The organism is Aeromonas sp. DSM 116730 (assembly GCF_046581335.1).
GTDB classification, from domain to species: domain Bacteria; phylum Pseudomonadota; class Gammaproteobacteria; order Enterobacterales; family Aeromonadaceae; genus Aeromonas; species Aeromonas rivipollensis.
The window spans coordinates 958,844-977,427 of sequence record NZ_CP144265.1 but is presented as its reverse complement, the minus strand read 5'-3'; the positions used below and the strand labels follow the sequence as shown (position 1 = coordinate 977,427).

18 protein-coding genes are annotated in these 18,584 nt (G+C 65.8%); 17 read left to right on the top strand and 1 reads right to left on the bottom strand.

Annotation, left to right across the window (positions count from 1 at the left end; translation table 11 throughout):
- The first annotated feature begins 96 nt into the window (after positions 1–96).
- The 10 genes from ltnD to Aeroheme_RS04620 all read left to right on the top strand — a co-directional run bounded on the left by ltnD (position 97) and on the right by Aeroheme_RS04620 (position 12,082).
- Entirely contained in the window at positions 97–1,005 is a 909-nt protein-coding gene (gene ltnD / locus Aeroheme_RS04665) for an L-threonate dehydrogenase (protein ID WP_411166780.1), read from the top strand.
- Positions 1,002–2,255: a 3-oxo-tetronate kinase gene (gene otnK, locus Aeroheme_RS04660; protein ID WP_411166779.1), complete on the top strand. Its 1,254-nt coding sequence runs from the start codon at positions 1,002–1,004 to the stop codon at positions 2,253–2,255. Before ltnD ends, otnK begins: the two co-directional genes overlap by 4 nt.
- Complete coding sequence (locus Aeroheme_RS04655) at positions 2,248–2,880, top strand: aldolase (protein WP_393936105.1); 633 nt, start codon at positions 2,248–2,250, stop codon at positions 2,878–2,880. The genes otnK and Aeroheme_RS04655 overlap by 8 nt, the downstream gene beginning before the upstream one ends.
- Complete coding sequence (gene otnI / locus Aeroheme_RS04650) at positions 2,877–3,650, top strand: 2-oxo-tetronate isomerase (protein WP_411166778.1); 774 nt, start codon at positions 2,877–2,879, stop codon at positions 3,648–3,650. Before Aeroheme_RS04655 ends, otnI begins: the two co-directional genes overlap by 4 nt.
- A 43-nt stretch (positions 3,651–3,693) precedes the next feature.
- Positions 3,694–4,644, top strand: a complete 951-nt coding sequence (gene denD / locus Aeroheme_RS04645) for a D-erythronate dehydrogenase (RefSeq protein WP_411166777.1) — start codon at positions 3,694–3,696, stop codon at positions 4,642–4,644.
- On the top strand, positions 4,641–6,146 hold the full coding sequence (locus tag Aeroheme_RS04640; protein ID WP_163156899.1) for a GntP family permease: 1,506 nt from the start codon (positions 4,641–4,643) through the stop codon (positions 6,144–6,146). The genes denD and Aeroheme_RS04640 overlap by 4 nt, the downstream gene beginning before the upstream one ends.
- Positions 6,147–6,229: 83 nt before the next feature.
- Positions 6,230–7,120, top strand: coding sequence for a DMT family transporter (locus Aeroheme_RS04635; RefSeq protein ID WP_111909866.1), 891 nt, complete (start codon positions 6,230–6,232; stop codon positions 7,118–7,120).
- Between the two features lie 59 nt (positions 7,121–7,179).
- Positions 7,180–9,111: a methyl-accepting chemotaxis protein gene (locus tag Aeroheme_RS04630; protein WP_411166776.1), complete on the top strand. Its 1,932-nt coding sequence runs from the start codon at positions 7,180–7,182 to the stop codon at positions 9,109–9,111.
- 624 nt (positions 9,112–9,735) lie between these two features.
- Positions 9,736–11,136, top strand: coding sequence for an OprD family outer membrane porin (locus tag Aeroheme_RS04625; RefSeq protein WP_106885999.1), 1,401 nt, complete (start codon positions 9,736–9,738; stop codon positions 11,134–11,136).
- 115 nt (positions 11,137–11,251) lie between these two features.
- The gene (locus Aeroheme_RS04620; protein WP_111909864.1) at positions 11,252–12,082 is read left to right on the top strand and encodes an SDR family oxidoreductase; all 831 of its coding nucleotides are present in this window, start codon (positions 11,252–11,254) and stop codon (positions 12,080–12,082) included.
- A 123-nt stretch (positions 12,083–12,205) separates the two neighbouring features.
- On the opposite strand, the gene Aeroheme_RS04615 is transcribed toward Aeroheme_RS04620, so the two are convergent.
- Positions 12,206–12,538, bottom strand: a complete 333-nt coding sequence (locus Aeroheme_RS04615) for a DUF1904 family protein (RefSeq protein WP_411166775.1) — start codon at positions 12,536–12,538, stop codon at positions 12,206–12,208.
- Between the two features lie 70 nt (positions 12,539–12,608).
- Between Aeroheme_RS04615 and Aeroheme_RS04610 the strand changes: the two genes are divergently transcribed.
- The 7 genes from Aeroheme_RS04610 to Aeroheme_RS04580 all read left to right on the top strand — a co-directional run bounded on the left by Aeroheme_RS04610 (position 12,609) and on the right by Aeroheme_RS04580 (position 18,489).
- Complete coding sequence (locus Aeroheme_RS04610; RefSeq protein ID WP_106885997.1) at positions 12,609–13,490, top strand: TraB/GumN family protein; 882 nt, start codon at positions 12,609–12,611, stop codon at positions 13,488–13,490.
- Positions 13,491–13,657: 167 nt separating this feature from the next.
- Positions 13,658–13,807: a DUF3149 domain-containing protein gene (locus tag Aeroheme_RS04605; protein ID WP_081805766.1), complete on the top strand. Its 150-nt coding sequence runs from the start codon at positions 13,658–13,660 to the stop codon at positions 13,805–13,807.
- A 109-nt stretch (positions 13,808–13,916) separates the two neighbouring features.
- Positions 13,917–14,498 (top strand): DNA endonuclease SmrA, encoded by a 582-nt coding sequence (smrA, locus tag Aeroheme_RS04600; RefSeq protein ID WP_408818393.1) that lies wholly within the window; start codon positions 13,917–13,919, stop codon positions 14,496–14,498.
- Positions 14,499–14,604: 106 nt separating this feature from the next.
- A complete protein-coding gene (locus tag Aeroheme_RS04595) occupies positions 14,605–16,083 on the top strand; it encodes a carboxypeptidase M32 (protein ID WP_411166774.1) in 1,479 nt (492 codons plus the stop codon).
- 152 nt (positions 16,084–16,235) lie between these two features.
- Positions 16,236–17,756 (top strand): DNA-3-methyladenine glycosylase 2 family protein, encoded by a 1,521-nt coding sequence (locus tag Aeroheme_RS04590; RefSeq protein ID WP_411166773.1) that lies wholly within the window; start codon positions 16,236–16,238, stop codon positions 17,754–17,756.
- Positions 17,753–18,229 (top strand): methylated-DNA--[protein]-cysteine S-methyltransferase, encoded by a 477-nt coding sequence (locus Aeroheme_RS04585; RefSeq protein WP_408856671.1) that lies wholly within the window; start codon positions 17,753–17,755, stop codon positions 18,227–18,229. Before Aeroheme_RS04590 ends, Aeroheme_RS04585 begins: the two co-directional genes overlap by 4 nt.
- Before the next feature lie 86 nt (positions 18,230–18,315).
- Positions 18,316–18,489 carry a DUF2938 family protein gene (locus Aeroheme_RS04580; RefSeq protein WP_411166772.1) on the top strand — a complete coding sequence of 58 codons (174 nt, stop codon included), beginning with the start codon at positions 18,316–18,318 and terminating at the stop codon, positions 18,487–18,489.
- The last annotated feature ends 95 nt before the right edge of the window (positions 18,490–18,584 follow it).

Genomic DNA, 18,584 nt, shown 5'->3' with positions numbered 1-18,584 from the left:
AACACACCTTAAGTTATTTTTTGTGACACCTGCCTGATATTTCACCGCCACAAGCCTCTACTATCGGCTCATCAGTCGTTATCGAGGAATCACGAGATGAGCACTTCCTATCATGTCGCCGTCATCGGCCTTGGCGCCATGGGCATGGGCGCCGCCCGCTCCTGCCTGCGGGCCGGACTCACCACCTACGGCATAGATCTCAGCGAGCAGGCCCGCAGCCAGCTGCAACAGGCCGGTGCCGCCGCCGTCATGGCCGATGCCCGCCCCCTGGCCGAGACCCTGGACGCCGTGCTGCTGCTGGTAGTCAACGCTACTCAGGTGCGCCGCATACTGCTCGGCGAAGAGGGGTTGGCCCGCCACCTCAAACCGGGCACCGCCATCATGGTCTCCTCCACCATAGCGGCCGAGGAGGCGAGTTCCCTGGCCGCCGAGCTGGCACAGCTCGGGCTACCGATGCTGGATGCCCCTGTCTCCGGTGGCGCCATCAAGGCCGACGCGGGGGAGATGACGGTGATGGCCGCAGGCTCAGACGCCGCCTTCGACAAGTTGGCCCCTGTGCTGGATGCGGTGGCCGGCAAGCTGTATCGGGTCGGCAGCGAGCCGGGCCAGGGCAGCACGGTCAAGATCATCCACCAGCTGCTGGCCGGGGTGCATATAGCTGTCGCGGCCGAGGCCATGGCGCTCGCCAGCCGGGCTGGCGTGCCGCTGGATCTCATGTATGACGTGGTCACCCATGCCGCCGGCAACTCCTGGATGTTTGAAAACCGCATGCCCCGGGTACTGACCGGCGACTACCAGGCCCGCTCCGCGGTGGACATCTTCGTCAAGGATCTCACCCTGGTGGCGGACACCGCCAAGGCGCTGCGCTTCCCGCTGCCGCTCGCGAGCACCGCCCTCAACATGTTCCTCAGCGCCAGCAACGCGGGGCACGGCCTGGAAGATGACAGCGCCGTCATCAAGACGTTCTCCGGCATCACCCTACCGGGTCAGGAGGAGCGGCCATGAAACTCGGTGTCATCGCAGACGACTTCACCGGCGCCACCGATATCGCCGGCTTCCTGGTGGAGAACGGCCTCTCCACCCTGCAACTCTCCGGCGTGCCGCAGCACGACGGCGATCTGCCCCGGGTCGACGCCGTGGTGATCAGCCTCAAGAGTCGATCCTGCCCGGCGGGCGAAGCGGTGCGCGACTCCCTGGCGGCCCTGGCCTGGTTCCAGGCGCGCGGCTGCCCGCGCATCTACCAGAAGTACTGCTCCACCTTCGACAGCACGGCGGCGGGCAACATAGGGCCGGTGACCGACGCCCTGCTGGCGGCGCTTGGCCAGGACTTCACCCTGATCTGCCCGGCCCTGCCGGTGAACGGTCGCACCGTCTATCAGGGCAACCTCTTCGTGGGGGCCCTGCCGCTCGCCGAGTCCGGCATGCGACACCACCCCATCACCCCCATGCAGGACAGCAACTTGCTCAGGCTGATGGAGGGGCAGGCCCAAGGCCGCGCCGGTCTGGTGCCGTTTGCCACCATAGACAAGGGGGCCGCCGCCATTGCAGGGGCCTTTGAGCAGCTGGCAGAGGATGGCGTGCGCTACGCCGTGGTCGACACCCTGACCGAGCAGCACCTGCTTGACATCGCCACCGCCGCCCTCGACATGCCCCTGGTGACTGGCGGCTCCGGCCTCGCCATCGGTCTGGCCCGCCAGCTTGGGAGCGGTGATCTGCAGGGTGCCCGCGAGGCGGGTTGGCCCAGAGGCTCGCGCGCCGTGGTGCTGTCGGGCTCCTGCTCCGAGATGACCAACCGCCAGGTGGCCCGCTATCGCCAGCATGCCCCTGCGCTGGCGCTGGACGTGGCACGCTGCCTCGAGGATGCCGACTACCCGGCCGAGCTGGCCCAGTGGGTGCTGGCCCAGCCCCTCACCCCGGCGCCGCTGGTGTACGCCACTACCAGCCCGGGGGAGCTGGCCCGCATTCAGGAGAGCCACGGCCAGCAAGCGGCCAGCGACGCCGTGGAGCACTGCTTTGCCCGCCTCGCCCAGCGGCTGCAGGGCACAGGGGTGGACGGCTTCATCATCGCCGGCGGCGAGACCTCCAGCCGGATCACCCAGGCCCTCGGCGTCAAGGCGTTCCACATAGGCCCGCAAATCGCCCCCGGAGTGCCCTGGGTGCGGGCCATAGACGCCCCCCTCTCCCTGGCGCTCAAGTCGGGGAACTTCGGGGATGAGGATTTCTTCGACAAGGCTCAGGAGTACTTCCATGACTGAACAGGCATTGCGCGACACCATGGTGATGCTGGGGGCCTCCCTCTTCCAGCGTGGCTATGCCACCGGGGGCGCCGGCAACCTCTCCGCCCTGCTGCCGGACGGCACCCTGATCGCCACCCCCACCGGCTCCTGCCTGGGGCGTCTGAGCGCCGACAGGCTCTCTCACGTCAACCTGCAGGGGGAGCACCTGGGGGGTGATCGTCCCTCCAAGGAGGTGGCCTTCCACCTCGCCATCTACCACAACAATCCAAACTGCCGGGCCGTGGTGCACCTGCACTGCACCCACCTGACCGCCCTCTCCTGCCTGGAAGGGCTGGATCCGGCCAACGTCATCCGCCCCTTCACCCCCTACTACGTGATGCGGGTCGGCCAGTTGCCGCTCATCCCCTACTACAAGCCGGGGGATGCCCGCATCGCCGAGGAGCTGGGGCGCCGCGCCCCCGAAGGCAACGCCTTCCTGCTGGCCAACCACGGCCCCGTGGTGACGGGCAAGGATCTGGTGGATGCGGTCAACAACATGGAGGAGCTGGAGGAGACGGCGCGCCTGGCGCTGATGCTCCATGGCCAGTCCATCCGCTACCTGAGCGAACCCGAGATCACCGAATTGAGGAGCCTGAAACCATGAGCAAGTTTGCCGCCAATCTCACCATGCTATTTAACGAGCTGCCATTCCTGGAGCGCTTCGCCGCCGCCCGCGAGGCAGGCTTCGCCGCGGTGGAGTTTCTCTTCCCCTACGAGTGGCCTGCCGCCGAGCTGGGCCGCCGCTTGCGCGAGCACGGCCTCTCCCAGGCCCTGTTCAACATGCCGCCGGGCAACTGGGGGGCGGGGGAGCGCGGCATGGCCGCCATCCCGGGGCGGGAAGCGGAGTTTCGCGCCCACCTGCCAACCGTGCGTGACTACGCCTTGGCGCTCGGCTGCACCAAGGTGCACGCCATGAGCGGCATAGTGGACCCCGCTCATAGCCTCTCGGCCCACCGCCAGACCCTGGTCGACAACATCCGCTTCGCCGCCGATTTCCTGGCAGCGGACGGCATCCGGGTGCTGCTCGAGCCTCTCAACGATAGGGATGTGCCCGGCTATTTTCTGGCCCATCAGCTCGACGCCCTGGCCCTGGTGCAGGAGATAGACAGGCCCAACGTGGGGGTGCAGCTCGACCTCTACCACGCCCAGATCATGGACGGGGATCTCACCCGCCTCATCGGCAAGCTGGGCCAGGCCATAGGCCACGTCCAGATAGCCTCGGTGCCGGATCGCCACGAGCCGGACGAGGGGGAGCTTGCCTATCCCCACCTGTTCAAGGTGCTGGCGCAGGCGGGCTACCACGACTGGATAGGCTGCGAATACAACCCCAGAGCCGGCACCCGGGAAGGGCTGGGCTGGCTCACACAACAATAACAACGACGACACCCTACACATGAACGAGTCTGAGGATAACGAGATGCAGATCATCATCACCGGCGGCGGTGGCTTCCTGGGCCAGAAACTGGCCCGGGCCCTGCTGCAGAGCACACAACCCTTCACCGAGCTGCTGCTGGTGGACATACAGCAGCCGCAGGCCCCCATGGCGGACCCCAGGGTGCGTTGCCTCCAGGCCGACCTCACCGAGCCCGGGGTCGCCGAGTCCCTGATCACCGAGCGGACCGCCGTGGTCTACCACCTGGCGGCCATCGTCAGCAGCCATGCGGAGCAGGACTTCGATCTCGGCTGGAAGGTCAACCTGGACACCACCCGCACCCTGCTGGAGGCCTGCCGCCACACCAGACCCGGCATCCGTTTCATCTTCACCAGCTCGCTGGCGGTCTACGGCGGCTCACTGCCCGCCCTGGTGGACGACGGCACTGCGCTGACCCCGACCTCCTCCTATGGCGCCCAGAAGGCCATGGGGGAGCTCTTGGTCAACGACTACAGCCGCAAGGGCTATGTGGATGGCCTAGTGCTGCGCCTGCCCACCATCTGCGTGCGGCCGGGCAAACCGAACCGGGCGGCCTCGTCGTTCGTCAGCAGCATCATCCGCGAGCCGCTGCAGGGTGAGAACGCCATCTGCCCGGTGAGCCCGGATCTGCGCCTCTGGCTCTCGAGCCCCGCCACCGTAGTCGCGAACTTCCTGCTGGCGGCCAGACTCCCCACCACCGGCGACTGGCGCAGCGTAAACCTGCCCGGCATCAGCGTGACCGTCGGCGAGATGCTGGAGACCCTCGCCAAGGCCGGTGGTCAGGGGGCCCGGGATAGGGTGCAGTTTGCCGCCGACCCGGCCGTCGAGCGCATAGTCGCAAGCTGGCCGGGGCGCATCGACAACCAGCGCGCCAGCGCCCTCGGCTTCGTGGCAGACAGGACCTTTGCCGACATCATCGACAGTTTCATCACCCATGACATGCAGGAGGCATCATGAGCGACATCCCTACCCCCATCATCGGCCTGGTCATCGCCGTCTTCGTACTGGTATTCCTGGTGGTCCGCACCCGGGTGCACGCCCTGATCGCCATGCTGGCGGCGGCCTGCATCGCAGGCATCACTGGCGGCATGACCATAGACAAGACCCTCACCGTCATCACCCAGGGCTTTGGCTCCACCCTCGGCAGCATCGGCATCGTCATCGGCCTCGGGGTCATGATGGGCCGCCTGCTGGAGGTGTCGGGGGCCGCAGAGCAGATCGCCTACAGCTTCATCAAGTGGCTCGGCAAGCGCCGTGAAGAGTGGGCCCTGGCCATCACCGGCTACATCGTCAGCATCCCCATCTTCGTGGATTCCGCCTTCGTCATCCTCTATCCGGTGGCCAAGGCGCTGGCAAAAAGCGGCAAGCGCTCCATCCTGACCCTGGGGGTCGCCCTGGCGGGAGGCCTGGTGGTGACCCACCATACGGTGCCGCCGACCCCGGGGCCGCTCGGCGTCGCCGGTCTGTTCGGCGTGGACATAGGCGCCATGCTGCTGATGGGCATGGCCCTGGCCATCCCCTGCGTGCTCGGCATCGTCTTCTACGCCCAGTGGCTCGACAAGAAGTACCCCGAGTTCGGCGCCAAGGCCGCCCAGACCCCGGATGAGCTGCAGTCCACCTACGAGCAGTACATCAAGGAGAAGGAGGGCAAGAGTCTGCCGAGCCTGACCCTGTCGCTGCTGCCGATCCTGGTGCCCATAGTGCTGATCTTCGTCAAGGCCATCTTCACCACTCTCGCCACCCTGGAGGGCATGGGCGGCCTGATGGAGAACCCCCTGGTGCAGGGCGTCAACTTCATCGGCACCCCCATCATAGCGCTCGCCATCAGCGTGCTGCTGGCGGTCTATACGCTAGTGCCGCACATGGACAGACACGCCACCGCCGCCCGGCTGGAAGAGGGGCTGCAATCGGCCGGCATCATACTGCTGGTGACAGGGGCAGGGGGCGCTCTGGGTGCCGTGCTCCGTGACAGCGGCGCGGGCCAGCAGCTCGCCGAGCAGATAGCCCAGCTGCCCATCTCCCCCATACTGATCCCCTTCATAGTGGCGACCCTGGTGCGCCTCATCCAGGGATCCGGCACTGTGGCCATGGTGACGGCGGCCTCCATCTCGGCCCCCATACTGGCGCAGATCCCCGGGGTCAACATGCTGCTGGCCGCCCAGGCTGCCACCATGGGGTCGCTCTTCTTCGGCTACTTCAACGACAGCCTGTTCTGGGTGGTCAACCGCATGATGGGGATCTCGGACGTCAAGCAGCAGATGATCGTCTGGTCCATCCCCACCACCATAGCCTGGGCCATAGGCGGCACCGGCGTCGCCCTGCTGAACCTGGTGTTCGGCTCCGGCGGCACCTGGTTCGACCCCGTGCTGCCGCTGCTGGTGCTGGCGCTCATCGTCTGGTACGTCAGGGGCCAGTCCCTGACCCCGGCGGCCAGCGTAGTGCCGAGCAGGGAGTCATAACGGCGGCACGGCAACGCTGTGTGACCAGGGCCAGTCTGCTAGACTGGCCCTCTTTTTTTATTCATCTTGCAAAGGAGTGTTGGATGTCTGCTTCTTCCTGGTGGGACAAGTCCACCGGTTTTGCGCTGCTCACCATCTTGCTGTGGGCCTCGCTCGCGGCCCTCACCTCCCGGATCACCAGCGTCTCGCCCCTGGTGCTGGTAGGGCTGGTGCTCTTCTTCTGCGGCGCGGGCACACTGCCGTTCTGGCGCCAGTGGCGGGCGAGGCCCGTCACCTGGCTGGTGACCATCACAGCCCTCTTGCTCTATCACCTGCTGCTGTTCATGAGCTTTCGCCATGCCCCCGTGCTGGAGGCGAACCTCATCAACTACCTCTGGCCCCTGTGCATCATCTTGTTCACCCCATTGCTGCTGCCGGGCCACCCCTTGCGCCTGCACCATCTGCTGGCCGGGGCCCTGGGCCTCGCCGGTTCGGTGCTGGTGATGGTGGACGGCAAGCTACAACTGCAGCAGGCCCATCTGCCGGGCTACCTGCTGGCGCTCGGCGCCGCCATCGTCTGGGGCGCCTATTCAGTGCTCTCCCGCCGCCTGCCCCCCGCCCCCGCCGTGGTCACGGCGGCCGCCTGCCTGCCCGCGGGGCTCCTGGCCCTGCTGCTCGCCTGGGGGCTGGAGGGGCCGCTGCCCCTCGCCCATATCCCCCAGGGGGACTGGCTGCTCATCGCCGGGCTGGCCCTCGGTCCCATGGGGGCCGCCTTCGTCACCTGGTATCTGGCGCTGCGGGACGGGGATCCGCGCCGCATCGGGGCCCTGGCCTACCTCACCCCCTTGCTGAGCACCCTGCTGCTGGTCTGGCTCAACGGTGAGCAGCTCACCCCGCGCCACCTGCTGGCGGGAGCACTCATCATGGGCGGTGCCCTGCTCGGTTTGCTGGTGAAGACGCCCGGGAGCCGCAAAGCGGCGCAACCGCTGTCATAAAAACGCCATCTCCCCTGCTTAAGCTCACGCCCATTGCGTGCTTCAAGCAGGACTCAGATGTGAAAATTGCCCATTATGCCTCCCTCTCCTCCCTGGTACTGCTGCTGGTGGCCGGCGTTCAGGCCGCCGCCCTGTTTCACGGCTGGCAGCAGTTCAATCGAGCCGAACAGGCCCAGCGCCAGCAGGAGCGCCTGCAACAACAACTGAGCGGCCCCCTGCAGGGGGCCCTTCGCGACTACCTTGGCAGCGGCGATCCCCTGCGCCTGGCCGAGGCCCAGGGTGTGCGTCAGCAGGCGCTCGCGCTGCTGGCGCAGCTGGACGGGCAGCAAGCCGGTCCGCTGCACGCCCGGCTCGAGCAGATGGGAGCGCGCATCGAGGGGGACTACCTGGCGGCGGGCAAGCTCTCCGGCAACAGCCAGTGGCTGCTGCAAAACGCCGAGAACGAGCTGACCACCCAGGCCCGGGCGCTGCTGCGTTACGGCCAGCAGGGGGCAGATCAGGTTCCGGCCAGCGCCGAGGCCTATCGCCAGGGGGCCGCCGACATACTGGCGACCCTGCCTGCCCTCGCCCACCAGCGCCAGAACTACATGGAGCAGGCCAGCGCCAAGCGCCTCGAAGGATTGCAGTTCGAACTCTCTGCCCTGCAAAAACAGGCGGACGCGCTGGCGGCCCTGCCGAGCCTGAATCTCTTCGAGGAGGCCGCCGCCGATGAGTTCACCCTGGGAGAGCCGGTGCGCAAGGAGCTGGGGGAACAACCCAAAGCCGAGCTGGTCTCACTGCTCAAACGCTATCCCCAGGAGCTGGAGAGCAGCCGCAAGGCGCTGCAACAGCAGCAGCTGGCGCGCCAGATGGTGCAGCAGGACATCACGCAGCTGCTGCAGGCCGGTGAGCAGCTGGGGGAGCGGCTCGCCGCCGCCCGCCAGACCATGAACCGGGAGCTCGCCACCATACTCGGCTCCCTGGCGCTCTGCCTGGTGGTGGTCGCCCTGCTGTTTGCCCTGGTGCAGCGCCGCTGGCTGGTCAGGCCCCTGCTGCGACTGCGGGCGGCCTTCCTGCAGCTCGATGCCACAGGTCAGGCCCAGTTGCTGGCAACGGGGCGCGAGCGCAACGAGCTGGCCGACATAGTCGCGAGCTACAACCGCCTGATCCAGCGCCTGCAGCAGGATCAGCAGCAGAAGGCGGGCCAGCTCTCCAGCATCTCCTCCAGCCTGCAGGAGATGGTGGCGCAGGTGCAGGAGATCCATCACAGCACCCGCACCACAGAGCAGGCGGTGGATGAGAGCGACACCATGATGCAGGAGCTCAATCAGCTCGCCAGCGAGGTACACCAGGTCGCCGCCGAGATAGCGGAGCACGCCCAGCACAACGAGCACTCCATGAGCCAGAGCGAGCTGCTGGTGGGGGGCATGCTGGCAGCCACCGCCCAGACCGGCCTCGCCATCGACGAGAGCAGCGGCGCCCTGGCCCAGCTGACCCGCTCGGTGGAGGATGTGACCGCCATCGTCGATGTCATCGGCCACATCTCCCAGCAGACCAACCTGCTGGCGCTCAACGCCGCCATCGAGGCGGCCCGCGCCGGCGAGCAGGGACGCGGCTTCGCGGTCGTAGCCGACGAGGTGCGCCACCTCTCCGCCGACACCCAGCGCTCCCTCGGCCAGATCACCGAGATCCTGGCCAGCCTCACCCAGGCGGGGGATCAGCTCGCCACTGTACTGACCCGCATCACGACAGAAGCCGCCGGGCAGCGCCAGCAGGCCGAACAGCTGCGCCAGACCACCCAGACGGTGCGGGAGATGGCGCGCAGCACAGCCGTCATCGCCCTGCAGGGGGCCGACAACGCCAGGAGCCAGGAGCACAGGCTGGCCAGCTTCGCCGCCCTCATCGGCCGCATCAGCCAGCACGCCCGCCAGGGCAGCCGCCTCTCGGTGCAAGTGTCGGAGCACATCCACCACCAGGCCCAGCAGATCCCCCGGATCCTGAGCCAGGCCTGAGTCACCCGCCCCTCATCAGGCCCGGCGCCTCTGTTTGCGCCGGGCCAACCCCTTCATATGCCCTCATTCAAGTCCGCCCCCGCGCTGCCCTGCCGGATGCGGTGACCCCCTGCCATGGAGTCGGCTCGACGCCGCCCGGCCAGAGGGCGCCGCCCCGGCAGGTGCGGATATCTTTTTTTGTGACACAAAATTATATGTTGCCGTCGGGTTAACAAAGAAAGTTCTGCTTCCGCGCCAAGATCCCCCCAGCTAAACGGAAAAAACCACCTGAAAACGCTCTCATTACCGACATGAGCGGGCTGAGAGTGCCCACACCAAGAATCATGATTCTTTGCACTCGGTCATATTTTTGAAACTTGGCGGGAACTTCCGGTTGATATTTCGCACCGCGAACGTACTCTTGGTGGTGTCAGATCGCCAAGGATCGAGACCTAAAAAATAATGACTGTAAAGATGCAGATTGCCCTTCAGTGATGCGCCAAGGCGTCCGGGCAGACGGGCACAACACAGAACAGTTTCTTTTTGCCCTGCGGGGTGTTGATTGCAATGCCAATACCGAGCGGCGGGCCTCTGCCTGACTGCCGGAAAAAAAAGCTAAGTCCATAAAATCAGGAGCAATAACAAATGGAAAAAGTGATCTTCAAGCGCGCCTCTTTGAGTGCCGCCGTGGTTGCGGCGCTGCTCGCCCCCGGCATGGCATCCGCGGCTCAAGACATGATGAGCCCGGAATATGGCAAGTCCTATGAAGCCTTCATCGACGAAGGCAAGCTGACAGGCGGCCTGTTCTACTTCCAGCGTGAGCGTGATCGCGTCCAGGCCGGTCCGGGTCAGGATGGCAAATACCACTCCAACCTGAGCCATGCCACCACCCAGGCGGCCCTGAACTACAACTCCGGTTATGCCTGGGGCATGGTCGGGCTGGATGTCGGCGGCTTTGGCGCCTATGACCTGGCCGTTGACGAGAGCAATGGCGTCAACGAAGAGAACGAATTCTCCTTCTGGGGCGACCAGTGGGGTTCAGGTGGTGACGGTGTTCCCGAGAATGGCTTCAGCCTCTCCACCGCCGCCCTGAAGCTCAAGTTCGGTGACTCTGTCACCGCCAAGGGTGGTTACACCCAGCTGTATGTACCCGGCATCATAGGCGTCAACTGGTCCTATCAACCCGGTACCTACCGTGGTGGCCAGATCGAGGGCAACTTCGGTGGCCTCTACCTGACCTACGCCATCGCCGACGAGTACAAGGCGCCCTGGTTCAAGAACACAGCCGGCTTCTCCAAGAGCAGCCCCTATGCCAGCGATCCCTTCACCGATGCGAACAAGATCGACTACATCCACGGTCTGGCCGCCCGTTACACCTTCGAAGACGGCACCGCCATCACAGGTGGCTTCGGTCAAGCCGAAGGCTACATGGACAGCTACCACTTCAAGCTGGCTCACAAGTTTGACGTGCTGGGTGGCCTGAACACCAGCTACCAGTTCTACGGTTCCGACACCGAGAACGAAGACTATGACGGTCTGGCATGGCAACAAGCCCTGACCGCAAGCTGGGCAGCCGGTCCCTACTCCTTCCGCCTGGAAGGTATGTACACCAAGGCCGAAGGGGATCTGGGCAACTACCTGCCCCGTCTGACCCGCGGCTACGGCAACTCCCAGGGTGCGAACGAGATCTGGTGGGATTCCCGCTCAGACTGGAACCACAACGAAGAGAAGGCCGTCTTCTTCGGTACCACTCGTACCCTGGATGATCTGGTCGGTGCTCCGGGCTGGGCCGCTGGTGTCTCCGGTGCCTACGGTTGGGATGCCAACAATGGCGACGGCACCCTGGAGCCGGGCAAAGAGTGGGCCGTCAACTTCGACGTCATGTACACGGTGCAGGATGGCAAGCTGAAGGGCACTCTGTTCAAGCTGCACTACACCGATTACAACAACGAGCAGGACGACAAGGGCAGCTGGTACTACCCGAACATGTTCAGCTCCGAGCATGACGTCAAGTTCCACATCATCATGCCGTTCACCATCATGTAATCAGGCATCTGTTCTGACCGAAAACCGGGCCACGTGGCCCGGTTTTGTTTTTGGTGGCGCTCGGGCTACCATGCCTACTTCGGCCCTGTGCTAGCCGCCAATCAGGATGATCTTCATGCCCCACCCCTTCGTGCTTATCACCGGCTGCTCCAGCGGCATCGGCCTCGCCGCCGCCAAGGCGCTCGGCGCCCACGGTTTCACCGTGATCGCCTCCGCCCGCAAGGTCGAGGATGTCGCCCAGTTGCAACAGCAGGGTCTCTTGGCTGTGCAGCTGGATCTGGCGGACACCGCCAGCATAGAGCGGGGGGCGGCAGAGGCGCTGGCGCTGGCCGGGGGACGCCTGTTCGGGCTCTTCAACAACGGCGCCTACGGCCAACCCGGCGCGCTGGAAGACTTGCCGACGGAGGCGCTCAAGGCGCAATTCAACACCAATCTGTTTGGCTGGCACCATCTCATTCGTCAGGTGCTGCCGGCCATGCTGGCCGTGGGTGAGGGGCGGATAGTGCAGAACAGCTCTGTGCTTGGCCTGGTGGCCATGAAGTATCGCGGCGCCTACAACGCCAGCAAGTTCGCACTGGAAGGCTACACCGACACCCTGCGCCTCGAGCTCGAGGGCAGCGGCGTGCACATCAGCCTGATAGAGCCAGGCCCCATCGACACCCGGTTTCGCGCCAATGCCCGTGACGCCTTCGTGCGCCACATAGATCCGGCCCAGAGCCGCCATCAGGGGGCCTATCGCCAGACCCTGACCCGGCTGGAGAAAGAGGGGTCCACCAGCGGCTTCACCCTGCCGAGCGAGGCCTGCATACCGCCGCTGCTGCACGCGCTGCAGAGCAAGCGTCCCAAGCACCGCTACCCAGTCACCCTGCCCACCAGGCTGTTCAGCATATTGCGCCGCCTGTTGCCGAGCCGCTGGCTTGACCGGATCCTCGGCAAGTCGGTGTGATCCACGGCGGGAACGGATCCCCGCCCGAACGCCAGCATCTGATCAATAGTGCTGGCCCTTGCTGTCGTACCTGGATTTGACCATCTGGACAGCAACTGTTTCAGCAAGGCTCTCCACTCACGCTCAATAATGCTGGCCGTTGCTGTAGTAGGCGCTCTTGACGATGGGCAGCACCTGCACCACCACATAGGTCTGCTCCCCCAGCACCGCCTTGAGGTGGCGGGTGATGAGGGCGGCGGCGGCATCCTGCAGCTCTTGCGGGCGCTCGAACCAGACCAGCTCCACGAAGGGGAAACCGGCCTCTCGCTCGCCATTTCTCACCTGGATGCTGTCGACACACTCCAGGGTGACGAACTCCGGCTTGCCGCCAGTCAGGGCGCAGAGATCCGCCAGCAGGGGCCTGCTTATCTGCTGCAGGGTGTCGACAGAAACTGCCCGAAAGCGAAGGTGGGGCATGGGAAACCTCTTGGCTGTGACAAATGAGGACTTATCATAGAGCACTCATCCCGCTCACATAAGGTGCCTCATGAGATTCCATCGCACGCTGCTTTCCTTACTGCTTTGGCTGCTGCTGCCGCTGAACGCCTTTGCCGATCCGGCCTTCTATCGCATCAGCAAGGGCAATGAGCAGCACTGGTTGCTGGGTTCCATCCACGCGGGCAAGCCCTCCCTCTATCCCCTGCCGGATCCCGTCGAGCGCGCCTGGCAGCAGAGTCGCGCCCTGGTGATGGAGGTCGACATGACCCACATCAGCCAGGCGCAGTGGCAGGAGATGGGAGCCATCACCCGGCTGGTGGATGGCAAGACCCTCAAGGATCACCTGCCCATGGATCTCTACCGGCGCACCCTGATCGCCGCCGGCCAGAACGGCCTGACCGAGGCCATGCTGGCACCGCTGCGCCCCTGGTTTGCCGCCATCACCCTGACCCAGGCTGCGCTGGAGCGCACCGGCTATCGCGGTGAATTCGGGGTGGATCAGCACTTCGCCAAGCGGGCAAACGACGGCGGCAAACCCATAGTCGGGCTGGAGACCCTGCTGGAGCAGCTCGGCTATCTGGCGAGCGTCGGTGACAACCAGACCCTGATGCTGGAGAGCACCCTGGATGAGCTGCCGGAGCTTGAGAAGGGGTTCACCGAGGTCATGGCGGCCTGGCAGAACGGGGATCAGGCCACCCTGATCAACCTGCTCAAAGAGGAGATGGCGCCGCCCAAGCTGCAAGCCTGGCTGGAGCAGACCCTGCTGGCGGAGCGCAACCGCAACTGGGTCAAGAAGTGGCCCGGCCTGCCAAACGAGAGCTTTATCGTGGTAGGGGCTTTGCACCTTTACGGCGAGCAGGGGCTGCTCGCGCTGCTGGAGCAGCAGGGCTGGCGCATCACGCCGCTCACCGAGCCCGCAGCGGCAGACTAAGTCCGCCAGACCGGCGCCCTGCCGCCGTGCGGGGCGCCGGGTGCGAGGCCGCTCACAGAATGGGTTGCCGATTAAATAACCACGAAGGGACTTGATCGAGATCATCTCCTCCCACCCAAAGAGGTATCTATCATGCCTGTCATCGCGCAATGACAGGAGTGGACGAGATGGAATTCTGGATGAACCTGATGTTCGGCAACAGCGTGGGGCTGATGTCCATGCTGGTGATTATCGGCACCTTCCTGCTGATCAGCGCCTATGCGGTCTATTTCATCTACAAGGTGATGCACGCCGAGCCGCCGAAAGAGGGTCAATAACCCGACGGCGACACCAGGTGCGGGCCCCTGAGCCCGCCGCGCCCCCGCCATTCTAAGCACAGGCCAGGCCCGCTATAATGCCCCCTCATTCTCATGCGGGGAGCCTGCCGTGTCTCATAACGACGAACTCTCACTGTTCCTGCAGGAAGTGGCCGACGTGCGGCCGCTGCGCAGCGACCACATAGCCCCCGGCGCGGGCAACAGCCTGCCGACCGAGGCGCAACTTGCGCGCCGGGAGGCCGCCACCGCCGAACGGCTCACCCTGGATCACCTCAGCATGGAGGCTGTCCCCATGCTGGATCCCCACGACATCGTCGGCTTCAAGCGCGACGGCGTGCAGGAGGGGGTCTACAAGAAGCTGCGGCTCGGCAAGTACGAGCTGCAAGGCTCCCTCGACCTGCACCACAAGACCATCAAGGAGGCACGAACCGCCCTGGTGCAGTTCATTGGGGAGTGCGAGGTGCGGGATATCCGCTGCCTGCTGATCCTGCACGGCAAGGGGGAGCGCAGCACCCCGCGCGCCCTGCTCAAGAGCCATGTCAGTGCCTGGTTGCCGCAACTGCCTGCGGTGATGGCCATCCACAGTGCCGAGCGTCGCCACGGCGGCAGCGGCGCGCTCTATGTGCTGCTGCGAAAGAGCGAGCGCAAGAAGGCCGAGAACCGCGAACGGCACCAGAAGCGCCTCGGCTGACCGCCTGAGGGTGGCCCTCGCCCGCGGCACAGTGCTAGCATCGGGCTGCCCCGATCATGCCAGGTACGGGGTGCATACCATCAGGGACGATAACAAGGACAATCCCATGTCATACCAGAAACTCGAACAACATCAGCAACAACTGCACCGCCTCTCCCACCTGTCCGCCATCTGCGGCTGGGATCAGGCCGCCATGATGCCGGAGGGGGGCAACGAGGCCCGCGCCGAGGCGATGGCGGAGCTCGGCGTGCTGATCCACGGCAAGCGCACCGCCCCCGAGCTGGGCGACTGGATTGCCAAGGCCGAGAGCGAACCGCTGGACGCGATCCAGCGCGCCAACCTCGCGGAGATCAAGCGCCACTGGCAGGATGCGAGCCTGCTGCCAAGCGAGCTGGTGGAGGCGCTCTCCTTGGCCGGCAGCAAGTGCGAGCACGCCTGGCGCCGCCAGCGCAAGGAGAACGACTGGGCGGGCTTTGCCCCTAATCTCGAGGAGGTGGTACGCCTGTCGCGGGAGGTGGCTCGCTTGCGCGCCGAGGCGCTCGGGGTGCGCCCCTATGACGCCATGCTGGCGCTGTACGAGCCCGGCATGACGAGCAAGAGACTGGATCAGATCTTCGGCGATCTGACGAGCTGGCTGCCGGATCTCATCCAGCAGGTGAGCGAGCAGCAAAAACGCGACACCATTTTGATCCCGCAGGGCCCTTTCCCGGTCGCGACCCAGCAGGCGCTCGGCCAGGAGGTGATGGGGCTGCTCGGCTTTGATTTTGCCCACGGCCGGCTCGATGTGAGCAGCCACCCGTTCTGCGGCGGCGTGCCGACGGACGTGCGCATCACCACGCGCTACAACGAGGACGAATTCGTCTCCAGCCTGATGGGCATAGTCCACGAGACGGGCCACGCACGCTACGAGCAGGGGCTGCCGCGCCATCTGCTCGGTCAGCCGGTCGCCGAGGCGCGATCCATGGGCATTCACGAGAGCCAGAGCCTGTTCTGCGAGATGCAGCTCGGCCATGCGCCCGCGTTCCTTTCGCTGCTAGCGCCACGCATCCGCGCGCACTTCGGCGAGCAGGCCGCACTCGCACCGGCGAACCTCGAGAAGCTGTACAACAGGGTCGAGCCCGGTTTCATCCGCGTCGATGCGGACGAGGTGACCTACCCGGCGCACGTCATACTGCGCTACGAGCTGGAGCGCGATCTCATCGAGAGGCGCATCGAGGTCGCGGACATACCGGCGCTGTGGGACGGCAAGATGCAGCAGTGGCTCGGACTGTCCACCCAGGGCAACTACCAGAATGGCTGCATGCAGGACATTCACTGGACGGACGGCTCATTCGGCTACTTCCCGAGTTACACGCTCGGCGCCATGTACGCGGCGCAGCTGCGCTTCGCGCTCGAGCGAGAGCTCGGCGACATGGGCCAGCTCATCGAAGCGGGCCGCCTGCCGGAGATCTTTGGCTGGCTCGGCCGCCACATCTGGTCCCAGGGCAGCCTGCACGGCACGGACGAGCTCATTCGCCGCGCGACCGGCGAGGCGCTCAATCCGCAGTGGCTGCGCAAGCACCTGGAACAGCGCTACCTGAAATAGGCGCCTTCCCCGGGGCGCGGCCCAGCGCTGCGCCCTCTCATCCCCTCCCCGAGCGCCCGACTTTTTTTGCTATCCCTGTCCGTTTTTGGCTAGTCACTCCCCTTGCACCCGCTTAGTCTCTGGGACATGCACCCCCTCAGCCGAGTCATGTAATGAACACAGCGCCCCCCGTCTCATCGCCCCAGGACGAGATCATCCCAGGCCTCACCCGCGAGCAGTGCCATGCCGCGCGGCTCGCACGAGACGCACGTTTCGACGGCCGCTTCTTCACCGGGGTGCTGTCCACCGGCATCTATTGCCGCCCCATCTGCCCTGCGCGGGCGCCTCACGAGCACAATGTGCAATATTTTCGCTTCGCGGCGGCGGCGGAGCAGCACGGGCTGCGCCCCTGCCTGCGCTGTCGCCCCGAGCTGGCACCGTCCCAGAGCGGGGATCTGCCGCCCCTGGTCGCCCAGGTGCTGGCGCGCATAGAGCGCGGTGAACTCGGGGAAAGCAGCCTGGGCGCGCTCGCGGCGCAGGCCGGGATCACTGAGCGCACGCTGCGGCGCCAGTTCGAGCAACACCTCGGCGCCTCGCCAAAACAGGTGGAGCAGACGCGCCGCCTGCTGCTCGCGAAGCGGCTGCTGACGGAGACACATCTGCCCATCACGGACGTCGCGTTCGCGTCTGGCTTCGCGAGCATTCGCCGCTTCAACGACGCCTGGCAACAGGCCTACGGGCTGACGCCGGGCGCCTTGCGCAAACGGGAGGGTGGTGCGCCAGCCGAGACGCCGCAGACGAGCCTGCAACTGCACCTGCAATATCGCCCGCCATTCGATGCCCGGGCCATGCTCGCGTTCTACCGGCTGCGCGCCATTCCGGGGCTGGAGCGGGTGGATGAGCACGGTTACGAGCGCCGCCACAGGGTCGGCGAGCTGGAGGGGCTAGTTCGCATCGAGCCCCTCGAGGGGGAGAGGCTCAGGCTGACGGTGCAGGATCTGCCGCCGAGTGCGCTGCCGGACATACTGTATCGCGTGCGCCGCATGTGGGATCTGGACGCGGACATGGGGCGCATCGGCGAACTGCTGGGGCAGGATCCGCTGCTGGCGCGGATACAGGGGCGCTGGCCCGGGGTGCGGCTGCCTGGGGGCTGGGACGAATACGAGGTGATGCTGCGCGCCATCGTCGGCCAGCAGGTGTCGGTCAAGGGCGCCATCACCATCATGGGGCGCCTGGTGTCGCGCACCCTGGCGCAGTTCGGGGTGGCACAACTGCCCACGTCTGCCCAGCTGTGCGAGCTGGATCTGGACGGCATCGGCATGCCGGGCAGCCGCATCCGCACGCTGCAGGGGCTGGCCTCGGCGCTCGCGTGCGGCGCCCTCACCCTGGGCAGCGCGAGTGACGAGCAACTGCTCGCGCTGCCGGGCATAGGCCCCTGGACTGTCGCTTACTGGCGGCTGCGCTGCGGGCTGGACACGGACGCCTTCCCCGCCTCGGATCTCGTACTGCAAAAGGCGCTCGGCGGCGGCACCAAGCTGCCCGTAAAAGAGGTGGAGGCGCGAAGTGCCTCCTGGCAGCCGTGGCGCGCCTACGCCGCGAGCTGGCTGTGGCACGCCATGAGCGAGCAGCCCGCGCTGCTGACAGACCCGGTCCGGGAGCACCCAGACAACGAACCCAAGGAGACAACCCCATGATCCGCTACGATATTATGCCCACCCGCTGCGGCGATCTGCTGGTCGCCATCGATGAGCGCGGTCTGGTGCACGTGGACTTTGTGGCAGGGCTGCGGCCACTGCCCGACATGAGCGACTGGCAGCAGGACGGCGAGGCGCTCGCCCCCTTCCTTGCCGAGTTTCGAGACTACTTCGCGGGGCGGTTGCAACGCTTCACGCTGCCGCTCGCGGCGCGGGGCACGGCGTTTCAGCAAGCGGTGTGGCAGGCGCTGTGCGACATCCCCTATGGCGAGACCCGCAGCTACGGCGACATAGCCCGCGCCATCGGCAAGCCGAGTGCGAGCCGCGCCGTCGGGGCTGCGAACGGTCGCAACCCGCTGTCGATCATAGTGCCCTGCCATCGGGTGATAGGCCAAAGCGGCAGCCTGACCGGCTATGCGGGGGGCCTGCCCATCAAGCAGGCATTGCTGAAACTCGAAGGGATCGAGTGCTGAACACGGGCCTATAGACCTCCCGAGCAGGGCTCAGCGGCGGGGGCCCCTGGTTTGCGCTGCTTCTGCCTGTGCCCCCGCATGACGCCATGGGAATCGGCACAGTAGTGGCTCCCTTCCTGCTCATGCAGCCCTGCATGGGGGCCGGTATCGCCGCCTCCCGCACACCGTATCCCGCCTCGGCCCGACTCCACAGCCTCAACACCCATGGGGTGCTCGGCCTGGGGCTGTATCTCTTTGGCTGGGCGCTGCAAGGCCTTTGAGCCAAGGTTCTGGATAAATCCGGCGCTAACGCCGCTGCGCCATCAGCCGGGAGAAGGTCAAGGGCCTGAGGAGACGCGGTTGGCAGACATGGCCC

Coding starts and splice junctions, on each gene's coding strand:
- ltnD (WP_411166780.1), top strand. CDS start 97: ATGAGCACTTCCTATCATGTCGCCGTCATCGGCCTTGGCGCCATGGGC.
- denD (WP_411166777.1), top strand. CDS start 3,694: ATGCAGATCATCATCACCGGCGGCGGTGGCTTCCTGGGCCAGAAACTG.
- otnK (WP_411166779.1), top strand. CDS start 1,002: ATGAAACTCGGTGTCATCGCAGACGACTTCACCGGCGCCACCGATATC.
- Aeroheme_RS04640 (WP_163156899.1), top strand. CDS start 4,641: ATGAGCGACATCCCTACCCCCATCATCGGCCTGGTCATCGCCGTCTTC.
- Aeroheme_RS04625 (WP_106885999.1), top strand. CDS start 9,736: ATGGAAAAAGTGATCTTCAAGCGCGCCTCTTTGAGTGCCGCCGTGGTT.
- Aeroheme_RS04635 (WP_111909866.1), top strand. CDS start 6,230: ATGTCTGCTTCTTCCTGGTGGGACAAGTCCACCGGTTTTGCGCTGCTC.
- Aeroheme_RS04590 (WP_411166773.1), top strand. CDS start 16,236: ATGAACACAGCGCCCCCCGTCTCATCGCCCCAGGACGAGATCATCCCA.
- otnI (WP_411166778.1), top strand. CDS start 2,877: ATGAGCAAGTTTGCCGCCAATCTCACCATGCTATTTAACGAGCTGCCA.
- Aeroheme_RS04620 (WP_111909864.1), top strand. CDS start 11,252: ATGCCCCACCCCTTCGTGCTTATCACCGGCTGCTCCAGCGGCATCGGC.
- Aeroheme_RS04580 (WP_411166772.1), top strand. CDS start 18,316: ATGGGAATCGGCACAGTAGTGGCTCCCTTCCTGCTCATGCAGCCCTGC.
- Aeroheme_RS04655 (WP_393936105.1), top strand. CDS start 2,248: ATGACTGAACAGGCATTGCGCGACACCATGGTGATGCTGGGGGCCTCC.
- Aeroheme_RS04595 (WP_411166774.1), top strand. CDS start 14,605: ATGTCATACCAGAAACTCGAACAACATCAGCAACAACTGCACCGCCTC.
- Aeroheme_RS04585 (WP_408856671.1), top strand. CDS start 17,753: ATGATCCGCTACGATATTATGCCCACCCGCTGCGGCGATCTGCTGGTC.
- Aeroheme_RS04615 (WP_411166775.1), bottom strand. CDS start 12,538: ATGCCCCACCTTCGCTTTCGGGCAGTTTCTGTCGACACCCTGCAGCAG.
- Aeroheme_RS04610 (WP_106885997.1), top strand. CDS start 12,609: ATGAGATTCCATCGCACGCTGCTTTCCTTACTGCTTTGGCTGCTGCTG.
- Aeroheme_RS04605 (WP_081805766.1), top strand. CDS start 13,658: ATGGAATTCTGGATGAACCTGATGTTCGGCAACAGCGTGGGGCTGATG.